This is a genomic window from Martinezella sp. CNPSo 3957 (assembly GCF_057784395.1).
Genome location: NZ_JBXSOU010000003.1, coordinates 437,157 through 459,602, shown reverse-complemented (window position 1 = coordinate 459,602; position 22,446 = coordinate 437,157). Strand labels below are relative to the sequence as shown.

At 61.7% G+C, this 22,446-nt stretch carries 16 protein-coding genes; 12 read left to right on the top strand and 4 right to left on the bottom strand.

Annotated elements, in window-relative coordinates; genetic code table 11:
- On the bottom strand, positions 1 to 660 hold the full coding sequence (locus AC13QE_RS10675) for a glutathione S-transferase family protein (RefSeq protein WP_488483616.1): 660 nt from the start codon (positions 658 to 660) through the stop codon (positions 1 to 3).
- Positions 661 to 933: 273 nt separating this feature from the next.
- On the opposite strand from AC13QE_RS10675, the gene AC13QE_RS10670 reads away from it, so the two are divergent.
- From AC13QE_RS10670 to AC13QE_RS10640, 7 genes are all read left to right on the top strand, one after another.
- Complete coding sequence (locus tag AC13QE_RS10670; RefSeq protein WP_488483741.1) at positions 934 to 4,443, top strand: indolepyruvate ferredoxin oxidoreductase family protein; 3,510 nt, start codon at positions 934 to 936, stop codon at positions 4,441 to 4,443.
- 86 nt (positions 4,444 to 4,529) lie between these two features.
- Positions 4,530 to 5,693 (top strand): isovaleryl-CoA dehydrogenase, encoded by a 1,164-nt coding sequence (locus AC13QE_RS10665; protein ID WP_488483615.1) that lies wholly within the window; start codon positions 4,530 to 4,532, stop codon positions 5,691 to 5,693.
- A 34-nt stretch (positions 5,694 to 5,727) separates the two neighbouring features.
- The gene (locus AC13QE_RS10660) at positions 5,728 to 7,335 is read left to right on the top strand and encodes a carboxyl transferase domain-containing protein (RefSeq protein ID WP_488483614.1); all 1,608 of its coding nucleotides are present in this window, start codon (positions 5,728 to 5,730) and stop codon (positions 7,333 to 7,335) included.
- A gap of 10 nt (positions 7,336 to 7,345) precedes the next feature.
- Positions 7,346 to 7,729: a RidA family protein gene (locus AC13QE_RS10655; RefSeq protein ID WP_488483613.1), complete on the top strand. Its 384-nt coding sequence runs from the start codon at positions 7,346 to 7,348 to the stop codon at positions 7,727 to 7,729.
- Positions 7,730 to 7,738: 9 nt separating this feature from the next.
- Entirely contained in the window at positions 7,739 to 9,727 is a 1,989-nt protein-coding gene (locus AC13QE_RS10650; RefSeq protein WP_488483612.1) for an acetyl/propionyl/methylcrotonyl-CoA carboxylase subunit alpha, read from the top strand.
- On the top strand, positions 9,724 to 10,593 hold the full coding sequence (locus tag AC13QE_RS10645; RefSeq protein ID WP_488483611.1) for a hydroxymethylglutaryl-CoA lyase: 870 nt from the start codon (positions 9,724 to 9,726) through the stop codon (positions 10,591 to 10,593). The genes AC13QE_RS10650 and AC13QE_RS10645 overlap by 4 nt, the downstream gene beginning before the upstream one ends.
- Positions 10,590 to 11,378, top strand: a complete 789-nt coding sequence (locus AC13QE_RS10640) for a crotonase/enoyl-CoA hydratase family protein (RefSeq protein ID WP_488483610.1) — start codon at positions 10,590 to 10,592, stop codon at positions 11,376 to 11,378. Before AC13QE_RS10645 ends, AC13QE_RS10640 begins: the two co-directional genes overlap by 4 nt.
- Positions 11,379 to 11,427: 49 nt before the next feature.
- Here the strand turns inward: AC13QE_RS10640 and AC13QE_RS10635 are convergent, their stop codons facing one another.
- Positions 11,428 to 12,798 (bottom strand): TIGR03808 family TAT-translocated repetitive protein, encoded by a 1,371-nt coding sequence (locus tag AC13QE_RS10635; protein WP_488483609.1) that lies wholly within the window; start codon positions 12,796 to 12,798, stop codon positions 11,428 to 11,430.
- Between the two features lie 248 nt (positions 12,799 to 13,046).
- Here AC13QE_RS10635 and AC13QE_RS10630 point away from each other — a divergent pair, with 248 nt between their 5' ends.
- The 3 genes from AC13QE_RS10630 (at position 13,047) to AC13QE_RS10620 (ending at position 16,767) form a co-directional block, all read left to right on the top strand.
- Entirely contained in the window at positions 13,047 to 14,057 is a 1,011-nt protein-coding gene (locus tag AC13QE_RS10630) for a ligase-associated DNA damage response exonuclease (RefSeq protein WP_488483608.1), read from the top strand.
- Positions 14,057 to 15,694, top strand: coding sequence for a cisplatin damage response ATP-dependent DNA ligase (locus AC13QE_RS10625; protein ID WP_488483607.1), 1,638 nt, complete (start codon positions 14,057 to 14,059; stop codon positions 15,692 to 15,694). The genes AC13QE_RS10630 and AC13QE_RS10625 overlap by 1 nt, the downstream gene beginning before the upstream one ends.
- Before the next feature lie 89 nt (positions 15,695 to 15,783).
- Positions 15,784 to 16,767, top strand: a complete 984-nt coding sequence (locus AC13QE_RS10620; RefSeq protein WP_488483606.1) for an alpha/beta hydrolase family protein — start codon at positions 15,784 to 15,786, stop codon at positions 16,765 to 16,767.
- A 56-nt stretch (positions 16,768 to 16,823) separates the two neighbouring features.
- On the opposite strand, the gene scpA is transcribed toward AC13QE_RS10620, so the two are convergent.
- Together scpA and AC13QE_RS10610 are read right to left on the bottom strand one after the other, a co-directional pair.
- Entirely contained in the window at positions 16,824 to 18,956 is a 2,133-nt protein-coding gene (gene scpA, locus AC13QE_RS10615; RefSeq protein WP_488483605.1) for a methylmalonyl-CoA mutase, read from the bottom strand.
- A gap of 67 nt (positions 18,957 to 19,023) precedes the next feature.
- On the bottom strand, positions 19,024 to 20,373 hold the full coding sequence (locus tag AC13QE_RS10610; RefSeq protein WP_488483604.1) for a methylmalonyl-CoA mutase family protein: 1,350 nt from the start codon (positions 20,371 to 20,373) through the stop codon (positions 19,024 to 19,026).
- 171 nt (positions 20,374 to 20,544) lie between these two features.
- Between AC13QE_RS10610 and AC13QE_RS10605 the strand changes: the two genes are divergently transcribed.
- Complete coding sequence (locus AC13QE_RS10605) at positions 20,545 to 21,348, top strand: L,D-transpeptidase (RefSeq protein WP_488483603.1); 804 nt, start codon at positions 20,545 to 20,547, stop codon at positions 21,346 to 21,348.
- A gap of 160 nt (positions 21,349 to 21,508) precedes the next feature.
- Positions 21,509 to 22,240, top strand: coding sequence for a L,D-transpeptidase family protein (locus tag AC13QE_RS10600; protein WP_015339157.1), 732 nt, complete (start codon positions 21,509 to 21,511; stop codon positions 22,238 to 22,240).
- The last annotated feature ends 206 nt before the right edge of the window (positions 22,241 to 22,446 follow it).

The window sequence follows — 22,446 nt, the reverse complement described above, 5'->3', positions numbered from 1 at the left end:
TCAGACCGGCTCGTGACCGCGGGTCGCCTGCATGGCCTTGTAGGCATCGCGTGCCTGGCAGCGCTCGATCCAGGCCTTCATCTTCGGACGCGCGTCGAACAACTCCTGTTCTGTCTGGGCATAGCGCATCACTTCCGCGAGGTTCAAGTCAGCGGCTGTGAAGCGATTGCCGACGAGATAATCCTGACTTTGCAGATGCTTTTCCAGCACATCGAGCGGCTTCTTCAGCGAGCGGCAGGCAACCGCGATCCCGGCCTTGCCGGCCTCGCTGTTTTCCTGGGCGTTGTCATAGATGCGCACGAGCGCGACGCTGTAGGGCTCCACTTCGGTTGCCGCCCACATGGTCCACATCGACATCTGCCCTTCTTCCTCCACCGTCTTGCCGGCCAGAGGACCGCCATATTTGCGCGCGAGGTAAAGATTGATGGCGAGCGATTCATGCAGGACGAGGTCGCCATCCTTGATGCAGGGGATCATGCCCATCGGATTGACTGCCAGAAACTCTGGCGACATCGTGTTGATCGGCGCATCAGCAGCCAGCGGATTGGCAAGCCGGCTGGCCTGGATGACGGGCACGGATTTGAACTCGACGCCGAGCTCCCCAGCCATCCAATAGTTGCGCGAAGCGCGCGAGCGATAGACACCGTAGATCGTCAGCATATGCGTCTCCCAGATTCGAGTGAGCGGGACCTTAGGGGGCGAATCGCATGCATAAAACCCCTTGCGGCTGATATCTCCGATGAAAGCTCGTGATGGATGCTCGTATGCGACGGGTCGAAGCACGAAAATATCTGTCAGCAGCCCAAATTCTTTACAAATCATGCGGCCGATGCCCAGCCTTCGTTCGGAAATTAGCGCCGCTGCATGTTAGAATTGCATCATGGTTTTCGTTGGAAGCGGTAGGAGGTTTCCAGCGGAGATAAAGCGAATGTGGTGACTGCGATCTCGGGAGGAGAGCAGATGCTTGCGACCAGTGTATCGCTAGACGACAAATATACCGCAGAGGAAGGTCGCGTCTTCATGACCGGCTTGCAGACGCTGGTGCGGCTGCCCATGACGCAGATGCGCCGCGACCGCGCTGCCGGCCTCAATACGGCGGCTTTCATTTCAGGTTATCGCGGCTCGCCGCTCGGCGGCTACGACCAGCAGCTCTTGAAAGCCAAGACTTACCTAGACGCATACGATGTCACCTTCCAGCCCGGGATCAACGAGGATCTTGCTGCGACGGCCGTATGGGGTTCGCAGCAGGTCGGTCTTTCCCCCGGCGCCCGCAAGGATGGCGTACTTGGTATCTGGTACGGCAAGGGTCCCGGTGTCGACCGTTCCGGCGATGTGCTGAAGCACGCTAATGCGGCTGGAACCTCCAGATATGGCGGCGTCCTCTGTATTGCCGGCGACGACCATTCCGCCAAATCCTCGACTATGCCGCATCAGACCGACCATGATTTCATGTCTGCCGTCATCCCGGTCATATATCCCTCGTCCATCCACGAATTTCTCGAATACGGCCTGCTCGGCATCGCCATGTCGCGCTATTCCGGCTGCTGGGTCGGCATGAAGTTCATCGCCGACACCATCGAGACGACGGCGGCCGTCGATCTCTCTGGCGAGAGGCGGCAATTCGTCCTGCCGACCGATTTCGAAATGCCGCCCGGTGGCCTCAATCTACGCTGGCCCGATCCACCCTTGGTCCAGGACGATCGTCTGCAGACCTACAAGGCCTATGCGGCCATCGCCTTTGCCCGTGCCAATCGCGTCGACGAAATCACCCACGATGTGCCGAACGCCCGTCTGGGTATCATCTCGTCCGGCAAGGCCTATGAGGATGTGCTGCAGGCACTGCGCGAGCTGGAGATCGGCCCACAGGAAATGGCAGCGATCGGCCTGCGTATCTTGAAAGTGCGCATGCCCTGGCCGCTGGAGCCCGAGGCTGTCAGGCATTTCTCCGAAGGGCTGGACGAGGTTCTCGTCGTCGAGGAGCGACGCGAGATCATCGAGAACCAGATCAAGCAGCAGCTCTTCAACTGGCGGGCCGATGTCCGTCCGCGAATCGTCGGCAAGTTCGACGAACACGATAAGCCCTATCTCAGCCTCTCGGCGGCGTTGACTGTCGGCGCCGTCGCCAGAGCGATTGCTGGGCGTATCGTCAAGCTCGATCTCGATCAGGGCCTGCATGACCGCATCGCCGCCAAGCTCGCCTATCTCGCCGAGCGCGGCCAGATCAGCCGCAGCCATGTGGCGCCGCTGAACCGCACACCCTTCTTCTGCTCCGGCTGTCCGCACAACACGTCCACCAGGGTTCCCGAAGGAAGCCGCGCTATTGCCGGCATCGGCTGCCACTACATGGTCACCTGGATGGACCGCAACACCGAGACTTTCACCCAGATGGGCGGCGAAGGCGTGCCATGGACGGCGATCGCCCGCTATACCGACGAAAAGCATATGTTCGTCAACCTCGGCGACGGCACCTATTTCCACTCCGGCATTCTCGCCATCCGCCAGTCCGTCGCCTCCAAGGTCAACGTCACCTACAAGCTGCTTTACAACGATGCCGTCGCCATGACCGGCGGCCAGCCGATCGACGGCTACCTGACGCCGCAGCTGGTGACGAAGCAGCTGCATGACGAAGGCGTCAAGCCGATCTACCTGCTATCGGACAATCCCGATGCCTATCGCGCCTCAGAGCTTGCGCCTGGTGTCAAGGTGCTGCATCGCGACCATATCGATCAGGTTATGCTGACGCTGCGCGAGACTGAAGGCTGCTCGGCGATCGTCTACGTTCAGACGTGCGCCGCGGAGAAGCGCCGTCGCCGCAGCCGCGGGCTGATGGAAGACCCGGCCAAACGCGTCTTCATCAATCCGGCCGTCTGCGAGGGCTGCGGCGATTGCTCGGTGCAGTCCAACTGCATCTCGGTCGAGCCGCTGGAAACCGAATTCGGCCGCAAGCGCCGGATCAACCAGTCGAGCTGCAACAAGGATTTCTCCTGCGTCAAAGGCTTTTGCCCGTCCTTCGTCACCGTTCATGGCGGCAAGCGCCGTAAGCGAAAGGCGCTTGATCACGCCGATGTCGATGTCCCAATGCCCGAAATCCCCGTCATCGGCGATCGTCCGTGGAATATCGCGATTGCCGGCGTCGGCGGCACGGGCATCCTGACGATCGGCGCCATCCTCGGTATGGCCGCGCATCTCGACGGCAAGGTGCCGATGATCCTCGACATGGCCGGCCTCGCCCAGAAGGGCGGCGCGGTCATGAGCCACCTGCGCATCGGCCACAATCAGGCCGATGTCACCTCCTCGCGCATCGTCAATGGCGGCGCGGATCTGCTGTTATCAGCGGACGAGGTGGTGGGTGCCTCCAAGGATGCGATCACGCTCTGCTCGCCGACGCGCACCACGGCCATCGTCAACACCGGGCTGATGCCGGTCGCCGATTTCGTCCGAAACCGCGATTTCGATTTCAAGACCGGATCGATCCAGCACGCGATCGCCAAGACCGTCAGCGACAAGTCTGTCTTCCTCGACTTCGGCCATGTCGCGACCGAGGTGACTGGCGATGCCATGTCGACCAATATCCTGCTGACCGGCTTTGCCTGGCAGCGCGGCCTTCTGCCTCTCTCTTTGGAAGCGATCGAAAAGGCGATCGAGCTCAACGGCGTCGCCGTCAAGGCAAGCCTTTCCGCGTTCCATTGGGGCAGGCTTCTCGCGCATGATCCGCAGGCCGTGCATGCCATAATGGCCGAACCCGATGCCGGCAAGACGTTGGCGGAGATGAGCCTCGATGAACTCATCAAACACCGCAAGGCGCATCTGACCGCCTATCAGAATGCGGCGCTTGCCGAACGCTATGCCGCCTTTGTGGCCCATGCCAACGCTCTGGCTGCAAAAGAGCGGCTTTCGGATAAGGTGCCTTTTGCCGTTGCCGTCACCTATGCACGCGTTCTCGCCTACAAGGATGAATACGAAGTCGCGCGTCTTCTGACCGATCCGGCCTTCGAAACGCATCTGCGCGAGGAGATGGAAGGGGATTTCAAGCTGGCCCTCAATCTCGCGCCGCCCATCCTTGGCGGTAAGGATCCGAACGGCCGGCCGAAGAAGCGCGAGTTCGGCGCGTGGATCCTGCCGTTGCTCCGCGTCCTTGCGCCGATGAAGCGCCTGCGTGGCACACCCTTCGATCCCTTCGGCTATATGGCGGAACGCCGGCTGGAGCGTCGCCTGATTGCTGACTATGAAGGGGTTGTCGAGCGGGTACTTGCCGGTCTGCGACATGACAACGAGGCCGAGGCCCTTGCCATCCTCTCGCTGTTTGATGAGATAAGAGGGTTCGGGCCGGTCAAGGAGGAGGCCGCCCGCAAGATCATGCTGAGAATTGCTGACAAGCTGAAGGCCTATGAGGCGCCTGTGGAGACGCAGGGCAAACAGCCCATGCCTGCCGACGCCGCATGATGGCGACGGCCGAAACTTGAAGCGGGCATAAAGAGGTATAGGTTCGTAAGGATCGCGCGTTCGGGAATATCGGGAGGAGAAGCCGGATGTTTGCAGGGGGATTGAACTTCGCGCTGGGAGAGGACATCGACGCATTGCGCGAGCAGGTGCGCCGTTTCGCTGCCAACCGTATCGCACCGTTTGCCGACGAAATCGATCGCAACAACAATTTTCCGATGCATCTGTGGCGGGAAATGGGCGATCTCGGGCTGCTGGGGATTACCGTCGATGAGGCCTATGGCGGGGCTGGCCTCGGCTATCTCGCCCATACGGTGGCGATGGAGGAAATCAGCCGGGCTTCCGCCTCCGTCGGCCTAAGCTATGGTGCCCATTCCAATCTCTGCGTCAACCAGATCTACCGCAACGGCACGACCGCGCAGAAGGAGCGCTATCTGCCGAAGCTGATTTCGGGCGAGCATGTGGGGGCTCTCGCCATGTCGGAACCGGGCGCGGGCTCCGATGTCGTCTCCATGAAGCTGCAAGCGGAGAAACGCAGCCACCGCTATGTGCTGAACGGCAGCAAGATGTGGATCACCAACGGCCCGGATGCCGATGTTCTTGTCGTCTACGCCAAGACTTCGCCGGATGCCGGCCCGCGGGGGATCACCGCCTTCCTCGTCGAAAAAGGCTTCCCCGGCTTCTCCGTCGGCCAAAAGCTCGACAAGCTCGGCATGCGCGGCTCGAACACTTCGGAGCTGATCTTCCTCGATTGCGAGGTGCCGGAGGAGAATGTTCTCGGTCAGGTGGATGGCGGCGTGCGGGTGCTGATGTCGGGTCTCGATTACGAGCGCGTCGTCCTCTCCGGCGGCCCCGTCGGCATCATGGCGGCCTGCATGGACGTGGTGCTGCCCTACATGCATGAGCGCAAGCAGTTCGGCCAGTCGATCGGTGAATTTCAGCTAATGCAGGGCAAGCTGGCCGACATGTATGTAACCATGAATGCCGCGCGTGCCTATGTCTATGCGGTGGCGGCCGCCTGCGATCGCGGCGAGACGACCCGCAAGGATGCAGCCGGCTGCATCCTCTATTCCGCCGAGAAGGCGACGGCGCTGGCGCTCGAATGCATCCAGGCGCTCGGCGGCAATGGCTATACCAATGACTATCCCGCCGGACGGCTGCTGCGCGACGCCAAGCTCTACGAGATCGGTGCCGGCACGTCCGAAATCCGGCGCATGCTGATCGGCCGCGAGCTGTTCGGCGAAACGGCCTGATTTCGAATTCCATTTCACTGATCGGCGAGGCCGCATGACCGTTTTGAAGTCAGAGATATCGACGCATTCGGATCGCTTTCGCGATAATCGCGCCGCCATGCTCGAGGCGATCGCTGTAGCAGAAGCCGCTGCATTACAGGCGGCGGAAGGCGGCGGCGTGCAGGCGCGTGAGCGCCATGTCAGCCGCGGCAAGATGCTGCCGCGCGATCGCGTTGCCGACTTGATCGATCCCGCCACGCCGTTTCTGGAAATCGGCATGACTGCCGCGCAAGGTCTCTACAGCGGCGACGCGCCGGGCGCCGGCCTGATCGCTGGCATCGGCCGCGTTTCCGGCCGCGATTGCATGATTGTCTGCAACGATGCCACGGTCAAAGGCGGCACTTACTATCCGATCACGGTGAAGAAGCATCTGCGGGCGCAGGAAATCGCCGCCGAAAACGATCTCCCCTGCATCTATCTCGTCGATTCCGGCGGCGCCAACCTGCCGAACCAGGACGAGGTGTTTCCGGACCGCGATCACTTCGGCCGCATCTTCTACAATCAAGCCAATATGTCGGCCGCCGGCATTCCGCAGATCGCCGTCGTCATGGGCTCCTGCACGGCGGGCGGCGCCTATGTGCCGGCCATGTCGGATGAAACCATCATCGTCGAGAAGCAGGGAACGATTTTTCTTGCCGGGCCGCCGCTCGTCAAGGCGGCTACAGGGGAGGTGGTCTCGGCCGAAGATCTCGGCGGCGGCGATGTGCATACGCGCCTCTCCGGTGTTGCCGATCATCTGGCGCACGACGATGCTCATGCACTTGCGCTCGCCCGCCAGGCGGTCGCCAATCTCAATCGCCGCAAACCCGAAAGCGTCGAGCTTCGTACGCCCGAGGCACCGCTCTACGATCCCGAGGATATTCTCGGCATCGTCCCCTCGGATCTGCGCACCCCCTATGACGTGCGCGAGATCATCGCCCGCATGGTGGACGGCTCCCGCCTCGATGAATTCAAGGCGCGCTATGGCACGACGCTGGTCTGCGGCTTTGCTCATATCCACGGCATTCCCGTCGGGATTATCGCCAACAACGGCGTCCTCTTCTCGGAATCGGCGTTGAAGGGCGCCCATTTCGTCGAGCTCTGCTCGCAGCGCAAGATCCCGCTCGTCTTCCTGCAGAATATCACCGGCTTCATGGTCGGCCGCAAATATGAGACCGAGGGCATCGCCAAGAATGGCGCCAAGCTGGTGACGGCTGTGGCCACAACCAGGGTTCCGAAGATCACCATGCTGATCGGCGGCTCCTTCGGCGCCGGCAATTACGGCATGGCCGGTCGCGCCTACTCGCCGCGCTTCCTTTGGACCTGGCCCAACAGCCGCATCTCCGTCATGGGCGGGGAGCAGGCGGCGGGTGTGCTCGCCACCGTGCGCGGCGAGGCGCTGGTGCGTGCAGGCAAGCCTTGGACGCTGGAAGAAGAGGCCGCCTTCAAGGCGCCGACGCTCAAGATGTTCGAAACCCAGAGCCACCCGCTCTATGCCTCTGCCCGCCTCTGGGACGATGGCATCATCGATCCGCGTAAGAGCCGCGACGTGCTGGCTCTGTCGCTTTCAGCAGCACTCAACGCACCGATCGAAGACACACGCTTCGGTCTGTTCAGGATGTGAGGAGACGGAGATGAAACGCGATGCCATCAATGCCAAGAATGCGCCGCAACCCCGCGGCGGCTATGCCCAAGCCGTGAAGCTCGAGAATTTCGAGCGACTGCTTTTTATCAGCGGACAGATACCGACCGATGTCGATGATGCCTTGCCGGAGGGATTTAAGGCGCAGGCCCGTCAAGTCTGGCACAACATCGACGCCCAGCTGAAAGCAGCCGGCATGACGAAAGAAGATATCGTCAAGGTCACCACCTTTCTCGCCGATCGACATCATACGATCGAGAACCGCGAGATTCGCAGCGAATATCTAGGCTCGCTCGCGCCGGCCATGACTGTGGTGATCGCTGGTATTTTCGATACGGCCTGGCTGCTCGAAGTCGAAGTCATTGCCGCGCAATAGGGTCTGCCGATGTTTTCGAAGATACTGATCGCCAATCGCGGCGAAATCGCCTGCCGCGTCATCCGCACGGCGAGGCGCCTCGGCATCCGCACGGTCGCCGTCTATTCCGACGCCGATCGGGATGCGCTGCACGTGGCGCTAGCCGACGAGGCTGTCCATATCGGCCCGGCGGCGGCGAGCGAAAGTTATCTTTCGAAAGAGAAGATCATTGCGGCGGCTCAACGCACCCAAGCGGAGGCCATCCACCCCGGCTATGGCTTCCTCTCGGAAAATGCCGATTTCGCCGAGGCGGTCGAGGCTGCCGGTCTCGTCTTCATCGGCCCATCGCCGGCCTCCATCCGTGCCATGGGCCTCAAGGATGCGGCTAAGGCGCTGATGGAGCGGGCGGGCGTGCCTGTCGTCCCCGGCTATCACGGCGATGGGCAGGAAGCCGGCTTTCTTACCGATCAGGCGGCCGCAATCGGCTTTCCCGTGCTTATCAAGGCGCGGGCGGGCGGTGGCGGCAAGGGCATGCGCCGCGTCGACCGTCCGGAAGATTTCGGCGCGTTTCTGGAGGCGGCAAAGCGCGAGGCGAAATCCGCCTTCGGCGACGATGCCGTGCTCATCGAAAAATATCTGATCAAGCCGCGTCACATCGAGATCCAGGTCTTCGGAGATAGCTACGGCAATGCCGTGCATCTCTTCGAGCGCGATTGCTCGCTGCAGCGCCGGCACCAGAAGGTGATCGAGGAGGCACCGGCCCCCGGTATGACAGAGGAGATGCGCAACGCCATGGGCGAAGCGGCTGTTCGCGCCGCCCGCGCCATCGATTATCGCGGCGCCGGCACGGTCGAATTCATCGCCGATGTCTCCGACGGGCTGTCGCCGGATCGCTTCTTCTTCATGGAAATGAATACACGCCTGCAGGTCGAACACCCTGTCACCGAGGCGATCGCCGGCGTCGATCTGGTGGAGTGGCAGTTGCGGGTCGCTAACGGCGAGCCTTTGCCAAAAACGCAGGATGAACTCACCATAAACGGCTGGGCCTTCGAAGCGCGCATCTATGCGGAGGATCCGGCGCGCGGCTTCCTGCCGGCAACCGGCACGCTCTCTCGCTTACGCTTTCCCGAAGGCGATGTCCGCATCGATGCGGGCGTGCGCGAGGGCGATACCATCACCCCACATTACGATCCGCTGATCGCCAAGCTGACGGTGCATGCGCCGGATCGGGCAGCCGCCCTGGCGAAGCTCACGCGAGGCCTGGAGCAGACGCAGGTCGCCGGGACCACGACCAACCTCGATTTCCTCATTCGCCTCAGCCGTCAGCCGGAGTTCGCCGCCGGCCATCCGGACACGGGATTGATCGATCGTGGCGTGGAGGCGCTGACTTCGGCGCGGCAGCCCGACGATGCGGCTCTTACCATTGCCGCTATTGTCGAGGCGGGTGGGTTCGCAGAAGCCGCTGGCAATGATCCTTGGCTGTCGCTCGGCGCTTGGCAGCTCTGGGGAGAGGCGAGCCGTCCTGTCACGGTGCATTTTGCTGGCGGTCATCAGAAATGCCGCGTGGCTGCAAAGAGTCGGTCGCTGTTCAGTGTCGCCTTTGACGATCGCATCATTCTCGTTCGCTTGCTCGCAGGTGAGGGCCTTGCCCGCCACGTCGAGATCGACGGCCGGCAATCTCAACTGGATGTCTTCGAGACATCGTCAGGTGTGACTTTGTTCCTTGATGGGCACACGCATCATTTCCATCGCCTCGATCTTCTCGACGGAGAAGAGGAGGCGGCTAGCGGCGGCGATCGCGTGATCGCGCCGATGCCGGGCCTCGTCAAGATCGTCCGCGTGCGCGAGGGAGACCCGGTGATCAAGGGACAGGCGCTGATCGTCATGGAGGCCATGAAGATGGAACTGACGCTGACGGCGGCTCGCGACGGCATCGTCGAAAGCCTGAATGTCGGCGAAGGTGACCAGACCAGCGAAAGCGCCGTGCTTCTGTCGCTTCGACCGGAGGATGCGGCATGATCGACAAACCCTCCAACCACGTCACCATCGTCGAGATGGCGCCGCGCGACGGCCTGCAGAATGAAAAGCAGCCGGTTGATACCGCGCGGAAGATCGAGCTGGTAAACCAGCTCTCCGATTGCGGTTTCGAGCGCATCGAAGTTACGAGCTTCGTCAGTCCGAAATGGGTGCCGCAACTGGCCGATGCCGCCGATGTCATGGCTGGCATAGAGCGGCGTTCCGGCATCCGCTATGCAGCGCTGGCGCCCAACATGCAGGGCTTCGAAGCCGCCCTCGCTGCCGGCGCCGATGAGGTCGCGATCTTCGCGTCGGCTTCCGAAACCTTCTCCATGCGCAACATCAACTGCTCGATCGCCGAGAGCATTGAACGCTTCCGGCCGGTGGCCGCTGCCAGCCGGGATCGTGGTGTCCCATTGCGCGGCTATGTCAGTTGCGTCGTCGAATGCCCCTATGAGGGCGCCATACCGCCGCAGAATGTCGTCAGCGTTGCCTGGCAGCTTCGTGCCCTTGGCTGCTATGAAATCAGCCTCGGCGACACGATCGGCAAAGGTACGCCTGAGGCTGTCGACCGGATGCTTGCCGCAGTGCTGGGCGAATTGCCCTCCATGGTTCTGGCAGGGCATTTTCACGATACGTCGGGACGCGCGCTTGAGAATATCGCCGTCGCCCTGGAGCGCGGCCTGCGCGTCTTCGATGCTTCAGCCGGCGGCCTCGGTGGTTGCCCCTTCGCTCCTGGTGCCAAGGGTAACGTCGATACGCTGGCGGTCTGCGACTATCTGGAGGCGCAGGGATACGAAACCGGCCTGGACAAGGACAAGCTTGCGGCCGCCGCCGCCTTCGCCCGCAGCCTCAGGAGTACCGCATGATATCGCAAACGATCCGCATCACCACAGACGAGCGCGGTGTCGCCTATCTGACCCTGACGCGCGCCGGAAAGCACAATGCCCTGTCGGCCGAGATGATCGATGATCTCACGGCTGCAACGAATGAGCTTGCCCACGACAAAGCGGTGCGTGTCGTCGTGCTCACCGGTGAGGGTGCCAGTTTCTGCGCTGGCGGCGATCTCGGCTGGATGCGCGCCCAGTTCGACGCCACGCGGGACGGACGCATGGTGGAAGCGCGGCGGCTTGCCATGTTGTTCAAGGCGTTGAACGAGCTCCCCAAGCCGCTGATCGCCCGCGTTCACGGCAATGCCTTCGGCGGCGGCATCGGCATCCTCAGCGTCTGCGACATGGTGATCGCGGCGTCGACAGCCCGCTTCGGTCTAACGGAAGTACGCCTCGGCATCATTCCCGCCACCATCAGCCCCTATGTCGTCGCCCGGATCGGCGAGACGAATGCCCGCCCGCTCTTCCTCTCCGGCAAGATCATCGATGCCTGGCAGGCACATGCAACAGGTCTTCTGTCACGAGTCGTGGCGGAGGAGGCGTTGGACGAGGCCGCGGAGTCGGAGGTCCGCCATTTTCTAGCGGCGTCACCGCAGGCTGCCGCTCGTGCCAAGGCCCTGGCGCGTTCCGTCGGCAGACCGATCACCGATAGCATGATCGATCACGTCGTCGAGCAACTGGCGGACGCCTGGGAGACCGACGAGGCGAAGGAAGGCATTACTGCCTTCTTCGAAAAGCGGCAGCCGAACTGGCGAACGGGTTAAGGCGCATGCCGTTATCGCAAAACCGCTGCGTACCATTGCGCGGCGTGCGTTAAGCCAGTCTGTTGTTTTCGATGGTCAATTGCGGGAACTGCGCGCTTCCCTTGGTGAGGTCGCCCGATGTAGGCTTGTCCCAGCGAAAGCCCATGATCGCAGCTTGCTGCATCTCCTGGAAGAGATTGCCCGCAATCACCGCCGAGCCGGCACCATCCGCAACCGAGACGACGCAGCCGATGCCGGCATGTCTGACGATATTGCCTGTCGCGACGACGTTGCGGAGATATTGCCCCCAGCCGAGGCGCATGCCCCAGAGCGGCGCATTCTCGATGACATTATCGGCAACAAGCGTATCGGCCTCAGCCGATATACCGATGCCAAAGCCGCCATCCTGCGCATAGGGCGCCGTCAGCGACAGGTTGCGGATGACATTGCCTGTTACCGAGGCGAGCCTTCCGCCCTTGTCGAAATTGGTGACCGAGATGCCGTTGGCGGCGCCATCGACAAGGTTGTTGTTGATCGTGGCGCCGACGAATTCGAATTCGCAGTAGATGGCCGTTTCGCCCGAACGCAGACACTGATTGTTCGAGATCTGTACATTCGAGGCCGAATTGGCGCGGATGGCGGTGAAGGCGCAATCGGTGATCTGATTGCCTGAAACCGTGACGCCATCGGCGCGGAAGACGTTGATGCCATTGCCGTTCTGGCCGGTGCCGCCGCCATTGGCGCGAATGCGGGCAATGCGATTGTTGATGACACTGCTGCCATCCTCGGCCTTGTTCCAACGATGGATCAGAATACCGCCATTGCCGCAATCCTCGACGCGATTGCCTGTCACCGTCAATCCGGTTGACTGGACGGAATAGATGCCGGCTTCCGCCGCGCCGGAGATGCGGCTGCGCTCGATCCGGCCGCCGCAGCGCTCAAGCTGCAGAGCATGCTTGCGGCTGCCGGTAACTTCGCAATTGTCGATCAGCACCTCGTCGACGCCGGTAAATTGCAGGAGGCCACCGGCATAATCGGCGAGCCAGCGATTGCCGCCATCGAGCACGAGGCCGGAAAGCTCGATGCGCTTGGCCTTGTCGGCATTCATCAGATGGCCGTCGCCGCTATAGACCAGCCGTGAAGCACCGGGAACGCCTGTGATCCGCGTATTATTGGGCAATGTCAGGTTGGAGATATTGTATGTGCCCGGCGGGAGGAAGAGCGGCATGTCGGTCCGTGCCGCATTGTCGATCATCGCTTGCAGCTTGCCGCTCTTGAAATCGCTCGCGCCCGGCGTCGTCTTCAGCGCAACGGCATCGATCGGTCCGCGTAGCTCGGCACCGGCCATCTTCGCCAGCGGCGCGGCGAAAACGCGCGGCGTAAGCAGGCCGGTCGCTGCCGAGGCGGCGAGGGAAGCGACGAAGGTGCGGCGTTGGATCATTGCGAGCTCCTGGAACGGCGTTTACGAAGCAGAAATCGTGCCAAGCCTGCCTGTGCCGTTTTGATACAGATGGCGCTGATCCCTGCACTGAGCGGCCAAAGAGCAGAACGGTTCCATTGCATTTACTGGCTTAGAGAGGGCTCCGTGCTCGTCTTCGATCTGCCCGATCGGCAACGCGAACGACGATTCGATCAAAAAGCTGCCGCCATCGCTACCTAATCGTGCAAATCGCGCTATCCTCTTTAATCATGAGACCCGATCAACTGCTTTATCCGGCGCCCGAGGGCTTGTTTTGCCCGATCGGCGGCTTCCATATCGACCCCGTGCAACCGGTCGAGCGGGCTCTTGTTACGCATGGTCATTCGGATCATGCCCGCTCTGGCCATGCCCATGTGCTCGCCACTCGCCAGACGCTCGATATCATGCGCATCCGCTACGGCGATGATTTTGCCGGCTCGGAGCAGGCGGTTGTCTTCGGCGAGGAAGTGACGATCAATGGCGTAAAGGTGCAGTTCTATCCGGCCGGCCATGTGCTCGGCTCGGCGCAGATCGCCGTGGAGAAGGATGGGCTGCGCATCGTGGTCTCGGGTGACTACAAACGCCGGCCGGACCCGACCTGTGAAGCCTATGTCCCGGTTCCCTGCGACGTCTTCATCACCGAGGCGACCTTCGGCCTGCCGGTTTTCCATCACCCGGATCCGATGTCCGAGACGCGCAAGCTCCTGGCTTCGCTTCGCCAGTTTCCGGAACGAACACATCTGGTCGGCGCCTATGCGCTCGGCAAGGCGCAGCGCGTCATCCGCCTGCTGCGCGATGCCGGCTATGATAAGCCGATCTATATTCACGGCGCATTGGAAACACTCTGCGATTATTATGTAAGCCAGGGCATCGCGCTCGGCGAACTCAAGCCGGCCACCATCGAAAGCCGCGATCAGTCGATCTTCCACGGCGCCGTCGTCGTCGGCCCGCCTTCTGCGTTTCAGGATCGCTGGGCGCGGCGCTTTCACGATCCTCTGCCGGCTTTCGCCTCCGGCTGGATGATGGTGCGCCAGCGCGCCAAACAGCTCGGCGTCGAGCTGCCGCTGGTCATATCGGATCATTGCGACTGGCCCGAACTGACGGAGACGATCTCCGATCTGAAGCCGAGCGAGGTCTGGGTCACCCACGGCCGCGAGGAATCGCTGGTGCGCTGGTGCGAGCTGCAGGGTATCGCCGCCAAGCCGCTGCATCTCATCGGCTATGAAGACGAGGGCGATTGATGAAAGCCTTTGCCGACCTTCTCGACCGCCTGGTGCTGACGCCGAGCCGCAACGGAAAGCTGAAGCTGCTGACCGATTATTTCCGCGATACACCCGATCCCGACCGTGGCTATGGTCTAGCGGCCATCGCCGGCACGCTCGAGGTGCGCAACGTCAAGCCCGCCATGCTGCGCGAGCTTGTTCTCGAACGTATGGACGAGGTGCTGTTCCGCTACTCCTACGATTATGTCGGCGATCTCGCCGAAACGATCTCGCTGGTCTGGGACAAGGAGAGCGACATCGAGCGCCCTGCCGGCGCGCAGCCGAAACTCGGCGAGGTTATCAGACGCATGAATGCGCTTGGGCGGACGGAGGTGCGCAGCTTCGTCCGCGATCTGCTTGATCGGCTGGATACTTCGGGCCGTTTCGCATTCTTAAAGCTCGCGACGGGTGCGATGCGCATCGGCGTCTCGGCTCGGCTTGCCAAGCAGGCGCTGGCTGAGATGAGCGGCAAGGATGTAACGGAAATCGAGACGTTGTGGCATGGCCTGCAGCCGCCCTATGAAAGCCTGTTCCACTGGCTTGAGGGCAAGGGCGAGAAGCCGATTCTGGCGACGCCGGCGATCTTCCATTCCGTCATGCTTGCCAACCCGGTCGAACCGGGCGATCTCCATGGGCTCGACCCCCGCGATTTCGCCGCCGAATGGAAATGGGACGGCATCCGCGTCCAGCTTTCGCGCTCGGGCGCCACGAGCAAGCTCTATTCTCGCTCCGGCGATGACATATCCGGAGCCTTTCCCGACGTTGTGGACGCCATGAACTTCGAGGGTGTTATGGATGGCGAGCTGCTGGTCGGCGGCACCGTGCGTTCCAGCAACCCGACACGCAGCTTTTCCGATCTGCAGCAGCGCCTTAATCGCAAGACCGTGACTTCGAAGATGCTCGACGAGTTTCCGGCTTTCATCCGCGCCTATGATCTCCTCTTTGACGGCGCGGAGGACGTGCGCGCCCGCGGCTTCCTCGATCGGCGCGAGCGGCTGACCGAGATCATCGACTCGGCACCGCACGACCGTTTCGATCTATCGCCGCTCGTCGATTTCATTTCTTGGGAGGAGCTCGACCGGCTACGCTCCTCGCCGCCCGACCCGGTCATCGAAGGTGTGATGATCAAGCGCAAGGACAGCGCCTATCTCGCGGGCCGCGCCAAAGGCCCATGGTTCAAGTGGAAGCGCGATCCTTATAATGTCGATGCCGTGCTGATGTATGCGCAGCGGGGCCATGGCAAGCGCTCCAGCTACTATTCCGATTTCACCTTCGGCGTCTGGGCGATGACGCCCGAGGGCGAGCAGCTTGTTCCGGTCGGCAAGGCCTATTTCGGCTTTACCGATGCCGAGCTGGAAGTGCTCGACAAGTTCGTGCGCAACAATACGGTCGATCGTTTCGGCCCGGTGCGTGCCGTGCGTGCCGATCGCGATTTCGGTTTCGTGCTCGAGGTCGCCTTCGAAGGCATCAATCGCTCCACCCGCCATAAATCCGGCGTTGCCATGCGCTTTCCCCGCATTGCAAGGCTACGGCCAGACAAGCCGCCCTACGAGGCCGACAGGCTGGAAACTTTGATTGCGATGATTGACGCCAAGGCTCCGGTTGTCGATGAATAGCGCGGGGCGATTCCTCACCACAAAGTGAGTTGGCCTTGCCTTTCAACCCGTGCAGATTTGCGCTGCGCCGGGACATTTAGACAGAGCTCATGACCATGTCTGACGACAACGCATTTCGTCCCAATCGCCGCAGCGTTCTTGCCGGCATCGCCGCCACGCTTTTTGCGCCCGCAATCGTCAGGGCGGCTGATGACAGCACCACAGGCAGCAAGCCCGCCGAGACAAAGGCGATCGCTCGGAGCGATGAAAAGGCCGAGGATGCCCCGCCGCTGCTTTCGGGCGACTATGCCAAGGAGCGCCACCTGTTTCGAACCGATCTCCTGAGCAAGGGGCCGGCCCCCGATATCTACGAGAGGCTCGTTACGCCATCGACGGCCGAACGGCTTTTCTATCGCAGCGGCGTTGGCGAGGAATTGGAACTCGTTGCCTGGGTTTCCCGCTATACGCGCTCGGAGAAGCCGAAGCCGGCCGTATTGTTCCTGCACGGCGGCAACGCCATCGGGCAGGGGCATTGGCAGCTGATGAAGCCCTATGTCGAGGCCGGCTACGTCGTCATGATCCCCTCCATGCGTGGAGAAAACGGCCAGAAGGGCAATTTCTCGGGTTTTTACGACGAGGTTGCCGATGTGCTGGCTGCTTCCAACCGGCTGCGGCATCTGCCGGGTGTCGATCCGCACCGCATGTTCCTGGCCGGGCACAGCATCGGCGGCACGCTCGCCATGCTGGCTGCGATGTCGACCCACCGCTTCAGGGCGGTCGCGCCCATATCAGGCAATCCGGATGCCTACGCCTTCTTCGGCCGCTATCCGCAGGATATCCGCTTCAACACCGGGAACCCGCGTGAATACCAGATGCGCTCGCCGCTCTGCTATGCGCACAGTTTCAAAAGCCCTGTAAAGCTGTTCCACGGGACCGAAGAGGCGCATTTTGATTCGCGCTTGGCATTGCTTTCGAAGCGGGCGACAGCCGCAGGCGTGAAGATGGACATGGCGACGGTGCCAGGCAGCCACAATTCGGCTCTGCCGGGCGAAATCGCTCAGAGTATCGAATTCTTCAAGAGCGTGGCCGTCTAAACCAACCCCTAAGAGCGGTGCGGGAAATTAGCCGGAGCCTCTCCGCACGTCGCTGTTTACGCCATAAGCTTCTCGATCAGTGCTGTCGCCGCCTCCGCAATCACGGTTCCCGGCGGAAAGATTGCGTCGGCGCCGGCTGCCTCCAGCGCCGCGAAATCCTGCTGCGGAATGACGCCGCCGACCGCAATCAGAATGTTGCGGGCATGACGCCGGATGAGCGCCTCCTTCAATTCCGGAACCAGCGTCAGATGACCGGCGGCGAGCGACGATGCGCCGACGATGTCGACGCCCTCGCGCACGGCGACGTCGGCGACTTCCTCAGGCGTCTGGAACATCGCGCCGACGACGACATCGAAGCCGAGATCGGCAAAGGCCGTGGCGATGACCTTCTGGCCGCGATCATGCCCATCCTGGCCCATCTTGGCGATGAGGATGCGGGGTTTCTCGCCCCGCGCCCTGCGGAACGCCTCGATTTTGGTCACTGCCGTATTGAAGACCGGATCTTCGGAGCCGACTTCCTTGCGGTAGACGCCGGAGATGGTCCTGATCTCGGCGACATGACGTCCATAGGCTTTTTCGAGCGCCAGCGAGATTTCGCCGACGGTGGCTCTTGCTCTCGCTGCCTTCACGGCGAAGTCGAGCAGGTTGCCGGTGCCATTGCGTGCGGCTTCCGTCAGAGCGTCAAGGGCAGTCTCGACGGCGGCCGTCTCGCGGGTGCCCTTCAGTTGCTGCAGCTTGGAAAGCTGGCGTGCCCGCACCTCGGAATTCTCGACCTTCAGGACATCGACTTCGATATCCTGCTCCGGTTTGGAAAAATTCACGCCGACGACGGTCTGATGGCCGCTGTCGATGCGTGCCTGCGTGCGGGCTGCGGCTTCCTCGATGCGAAGCTTCGGAATGCCTTTCTCGATCGCCTTCGCCATACCGCCGAGCGCCTCGACCTCCTCGATATGGGCAAGGGCGCGGGCCGCAAGGTCATGGGTCAGCCGCTCTACATAGGCCGAACCGCCCCAGGGATCGATGATCCCTGTCGTACCCGATTCCTTCTGCAGCAGGATCTGCGTGTTGCGGGCGATGCGGGCGGAATGATCCGTCGGCAACGCCAGCGCCTCGTCGAAGGAATTGGTATGGAGCGATTGCGTGTGCCCCTGTGTGGCCGCCATCGCCTCGACCATGGTGCGAATGATGTTGTTCATCGGATCCTGCGCCGTCAGTGACCAGCCGGAGGTCTGGCTGTGGGTCCTGAGCGCAAGGGATTTCTGGTCCTTCGGCGCGAAATTCTTCTGCATCAGCGCCGCCCAGATCAGCCGTCCTGCGCGCATCTTGGCGACCTCCATGAAGAAGTTCATGCCGACGGCCCAGAAGAAGGAGAGGCGGGGGGCGAAGCTGTCTATATCGAGACCGGCGGCAACGCCTGCGCGCGCATATTCGATGCCGTCGGCGATCGTGTAGGCGAGCTCCAGATCCGCGGTCGCGCCGGCCTCCTGCATGTGGTAGCCGGAGATCGAGATCGAGTTGAACTTCGGCATGCGCCGGCTGGTATAGCTGAAGATGTCCGAGACGATCCGCATCGAGGGCTGCGGCGGATAGATATAGGTGTTGCGGACCATGAACTCCTTCAGGATGTCGTTCTGAATCGTGCCCGACAGCTTGTCCTCGGAAACGCCCTGTTCCTCCGCCGCGACGATATAAAGCGCCATGATCGGCAGCACCGCGCCGTTCATGGTCATCGAGACGCTCATCTCGTCGAGCGGAATGCCATCGAAGAGCTGGCGCATATCGAGGATGGAATCGATCGCCACACCCGCCATGCCGACATCGCCCGCCACCCGCGGGTGATCACTGTCATAACCGCGATGGGTGGCAAGATCGAAAGCGACCGAGAGCCCTTTTTGGCCGGCGGCGAGATTGCGGCGGTAGAAGGCATTGGACTCCTCGGCGGTGGAGAAGCCGGCATATTGGCGGATGGTCCAGGGCTGCTGGACATACATTGTGGGATAGGGGCCGCGCACAAATGGCGCAGCACCGGGATAGGTGTCCAAAAACTTCAGGCCGGCGAGGTCGCTTTCGTCGTAAGCGCGCTTGACGCCGATGCCTTCGGGAGTTTCCCAGGCGGAGGCGTCGATTGTTGGCGCCGTTGCTTTCAGCTTGGCCCAGGGGATGGTGGCGAAGTTGGGGATCTTGGTCATGCAGCGGATGCCTCCGCGAAAGCGACAGAGCGGGGTATCGCACTTGCCGCGAGCGCAATATTCATCCTCATCCCTCCACCCCCTCATCCAGCCGTATCGGCATCAACCCCATCCCGCCGGCAATCGGACCCAAAGGCCCCAAAACCGTCACCGGCCGCTCGGTCCTCATCGCAAACAGCGTCGTCCCCACGATAGGCTTGGCGATGCGGCTCTCGCGCGCCTCCGCAACCATCGCCGCCAGGCGACCGCTGGAAATGACCTTCGCCAATCCACCCTGGCCTTCGATTTCAATAAAGATGTCCCATGCCCGCGCGGCCAGTGCATTGGTCAGCGCCTCGATGCCGCCGGCTCCAGCGGCGGGATCGACGACATGGTCGAGGTGGCTCTCTGCCACGAGGATCGTCTGCGTATTGCGCGCCAGACGCCGCGCCAGCGGATCGGGAATGCCATGTGTCAGGCTGTGCGGCAGGACGGAGATCTCGTCGGCGCCGCCGACGCCGGCTGAGAAGACCGCGATCGTATTGCGCAGAATATTCGTCTCCGGATCGAGGCGGGTCAGCATGCGATAGCTCGTCTCCGCAAAGAGATGCGCCGGCTGTGGATTGGCGACGCCGCAGGCCGCGGCGATCCGGGTGAAGATCAGCCGCGCCGCCCGCATCTTCGCGATCGTCGTGAACTGGTTCTGATCGGCCGAAAGGCAAAGGCTGGTTGCCGCAAGCGCTGCTTCCGGCGAAAGGCCGGCCTCTTCGAGCAATCTCAGGTGACCGACGAGGCTTGCGGCTATGACCGCCAGCTCCTGCACCTCGGTCCCGCCGGCATTATGCACTATGCGACCGTCTGCATTGACGATCGTCCCAGCCGGCTTCAATTCTTTGAAGTATTTGATGTCGCTCAAAAAATTGGCAAAATTTCCGGCTGACAAGAAAGCGTCGAGTCCAAGATGCAGACTTTGGGCACCCCCATCAACAATCGAGGCTGCCATCATTTTCGCGATGCCGGAAGTAAAGCCATCAAGGCGCAAAGTTGTAGTCTTGGCGGATGCTGCTGCCAGCACCTCGGAAAAGATTGGCAACTGAGCATCCATGCCGATGCCGAAGGCCGAAGCAGAGGTTTTGGAGATGAGGCTGATACCACTTGCGCCGTTGGCAAGATCGTCGCTGAGCTGCGCCATTGCTCGCTCGGGGTCCGGATCGTCCATGCGCTGCGTCACCGTCCAGGGAAGGTCGGCCCGCCGGCGCGAGAGCGGGGCATAATCGCGCCGCCGCTCGTAAAGCGGCTGGATGGCTATACCATCATCCGTTCGCGATCCCAGCGCTTCCTCGAAATCCTTGCCTTTCAGCGCCCTTTCCACCAGCTTCAGCCACACCTTGTGGTCGGTCTGGCCGAAAATGCCCGGGTCGAGACTGTCGATATTCATGCGATCCTCCGTCCGATAATGGTCTAGCCCATGATGCCGCACGGGAAAACAGAAGTTTGGCGGATCCGCGGAATATCTTCGCTCGCACTATCTGGTGCTCGACGCCAGCCTCGCTCCAGCCGCGGCGGTCATTATGCGGCCGATCCGATGTGTCCCAACTGGTTTCCGAGAATGGTCGATCTGCTGCCCGTTTCCTATCGCCTGCTCGCTCTTGCCTCTCTGGCAGCATTGTCCGCCTGCAGCATCATTCCTGATACGGGCGCCACCGACCCGGATCGTTTCGTGCAGGAAACCACGCCGGTCTTCTATCGTCCCGAGGGTATCGAGCCGAACAGGGTAAAACGCCTGCCGGTGCAGCCCGTGCCGCAGGCGCGTGATCTCTTCCAGACGCAATTCCATCAGACCTATGGTCTGCCGACCTTCAATCCGGTGCATCAGGCCATGTATGCACAACGCAGCGAGGATGATTTCACGCTGCCGGCCATCCCGTATAAGCGCATCGACACGCGCTTCCTGCGGCAGGAAGTGGACTACCAGACCAAGGAGCGCCCCGGCACCATCGTTGTCGATACGCGCGACCATTTCCTGTATTTCGTCGAACCGGGCGGCAAGGCAATGCGCTATGGTGTCGGCCTCGGAGCTGCCGGATATGCCTGGCATGGCAGGGGCGTGATCCAGTGGAAGCAGAAATGGCCGCGCTGGACTCCGCCGGCCGAAATGGTCGCGCGCGACCCGCAGATCAGGCCGCTATCGGCCGAGCGCGGCGGCATGAATCCGGGGCCGACCAACCCGCTTGGCGCGCGTGCGCTCTACATCTATCAGGGCGGCCGGGATACGCTTTATCGGGTTCACGGTACGCCGGATTGGCAGTCTATCGGCAAGGCCGCATCCTCTGGATGCGTTCGTATGCTCAACCAGGACGTGATAGATCTCTACAATCGAGTGCCTGAAAAGGCGGAAATTGTCGTTCTGTAGCGGTATTTTACCACAAATTTTCGTGATGTTGCATAAGTGCGATAGTCGGGATGATTAGCGCTCTTTAGTTTTGCCTCTGTCTCTGCGAACCTCTCGGGGAACCGAATCAGCCTGTTGATGCGGGTTTCGCTTCCTCCACCAAAGGAACTATGCTGTCGACATGAGCCTTCCTTCATCCTTATCCCGACGTAATTTCCTCGCTCTTGCTGGTCTCGGCGCTGTTTCGACGCTTGCCAGCTGTGCCTCCACCATCAACAGCGGCCCCGTCGTCAGCCCGGTTCAATATACCGGCTCGCCGAGGCCGTTCCGCACCTGGTTCTCCAGCTATGACGGTGAGCAACCCGATCCGGCCGTAATCTACGCTTCCGTCGAGGATGGCGGCTTCATCATTCCGGCGGTTCCCTACCAGCAGATCGATCCGCGCTTCTATCGTCAGCGGGTGGTCGACCCTACCGGCGAGGCACCCGGCAGCGTGATCGTCAACACTACCCAGCGCATGCTCTATGTCACAGAGCAAGGGGGCACGGCGATGCGCTACGGTATCGGCGTTGGCCGCGAAGGCTTTGCCTGGCAGGGCCGGGGCGTCATCCAGTGGCGCAAGAAATGGCCGCGCTGGAATCCGCCGGATGAAATGGTCGCCCGCCAGCCGGAGCTTGTGAAATATTCCATCGCCAACGGCGGCATGGACCCGGGCCTGAAGAACCCGCTAGGAGCGCGTGCTCTCTATATTTTCGAGGACAAGCAGGATTCGCTTTACCGCCTGCATGGCAACCCGGACTGGCGCTCCATCGGCAAGGCCGTTTCCTCTGGCTGCGTCCGTCTGCTGAACCAGGATGTCATCGATCTTTATGATCGCGTTCCAGAGCGGGCGCCGATCCTGGTCACGGCCTGATACCGCATCATTGAAAAAAGGGCGCCACTGGCGCCCTTTTTGTTTGCCGTCCTGACCGGAATTACGCGGCGCCTCGAAAGCGATCTCAAACCACTGCCAACTTGACCCTCGGCTGCCGGCGCTGGTCGCGTAGTCCGGCTCCCCGTCATATCACCCCATCGCTATCCTCGTATTGACGGCATTGTCGCATTCACTTTCTTGAAACA

What these genes read in the sequence shown, in the direction of transcription:
- AC13QE_RS10645 (WP_488483611.1), top strand. Translation starts at nt 9,724, where the DNA reads ATGATCGACAAACCCTCCAACCACGTCACCATCGTCGAGATGGCGCCG.
- AC13QE_RS10620 (WP_488483606.1), top strand. Translation starts at nt 15,784, where the DNA reads ATGACCATGTCTGACGACAACGCATTTCGTCCCAATCGCCGCAGCGTT.
- scpA (WP_488483605.1), bottom strand. Translation starts at nt 18,956, where the DNA reads ATGACCAAGATCCCCAACTTCGCCACCATCCCCTGGGCCAAGCTGAAA.
- AC13QE_RS10630 (WP_488483608.1), top strand. Translation starts at nt 13,047, where the DNA reads ATGAGACCCGATCAACTGCTTTATCCGGCGCCCGAGGGCTTGTTTTGC.
- AC13QE_RS10650 (WP_488483612.1), top strand. Translation starts at nt 7,739, where the DNA reads ATGTTTTCGAAGATACTGATCGCCAATCGCGGCGAAATCGCCTGCCGC.
- AC13QE_RS10605 (WP_488483603.1), top strand. Translation starts at nt 20,545, where the DNA reads ATGGTCGATCTGCTGCCCGTTTCCTATCGCCTGCTCGCTCTTGCCTCT.
- AC13QE_RS10625 (WP_488483607.1), top strand. Translation starts at nt 14,057, where the DNA reads ATGAAAGCCTTTGCCGACCTTCTCGACCGCCTGGTGCTGACGCCGAGC.
- AC13QE_RS10635 (WP_488483609.1), bottom strand. Translation starts at nt 12,798, where the DNA reads ATGATCCAACGCCGCACCTTCGTCGCTTCCCTCGCCGCCTCGGCAGCG.
- AC13QE_RS10610 (WP_488483604.1), bottom strand. Translation starts at nt 20,373, where the DNA reads ATGAATATCGACAGTCTCGACCCGGGCATTTTCGGCCAGACCGACCAC.
- AC13QE_RS10675 (WP_488483616.1), bottom strand. Translation starts at nt 660, where the DNA reads ATGCTGACGATCTACGGTGTCTATCGCTCGCGCGCTTCGCGCAACTAT.
- AC13QE_RS10660 (WP_488483614.1), top strand. Translation starts at nt 5,728, where the DNA reads ATGACCGTTTTGAAGTCAGAGATATCGACGCATTCGGATCGCTTTCGC.
- AC13QE_RS10640 (WP_488483610.1), top strand. Translation starts at nt 10,590, where the DNA reads ATGATATCGCAAACGATCCGCATCACCACAGACGAGCGCGGTGTCGCC.
- AC13QE_RS10665 (WP_488483615.1), top strand. Translation starts at nt 4,530, where the DNA reads ATGTTTGCAGGGGGATTGAACTTCGCGCTGGGAGAGGACATCGACGCA.
- AC13QE_RS10655 (WP_488483613.1), top strand. Translation starts at nt 7,346, where the DNA reads ATGAAACGCGATGCCATCAATGCCAAGAATGCGCCGCAACCCCGCGGC.
- AC13QE_RS10600 (WP_015339157.1), top strand. Translation starts at nt 21,509, where the DNA reads ATGAGCCTTCCTTCATCCTTATCCCGACGTAATTTCCTCGCTCTTGCT.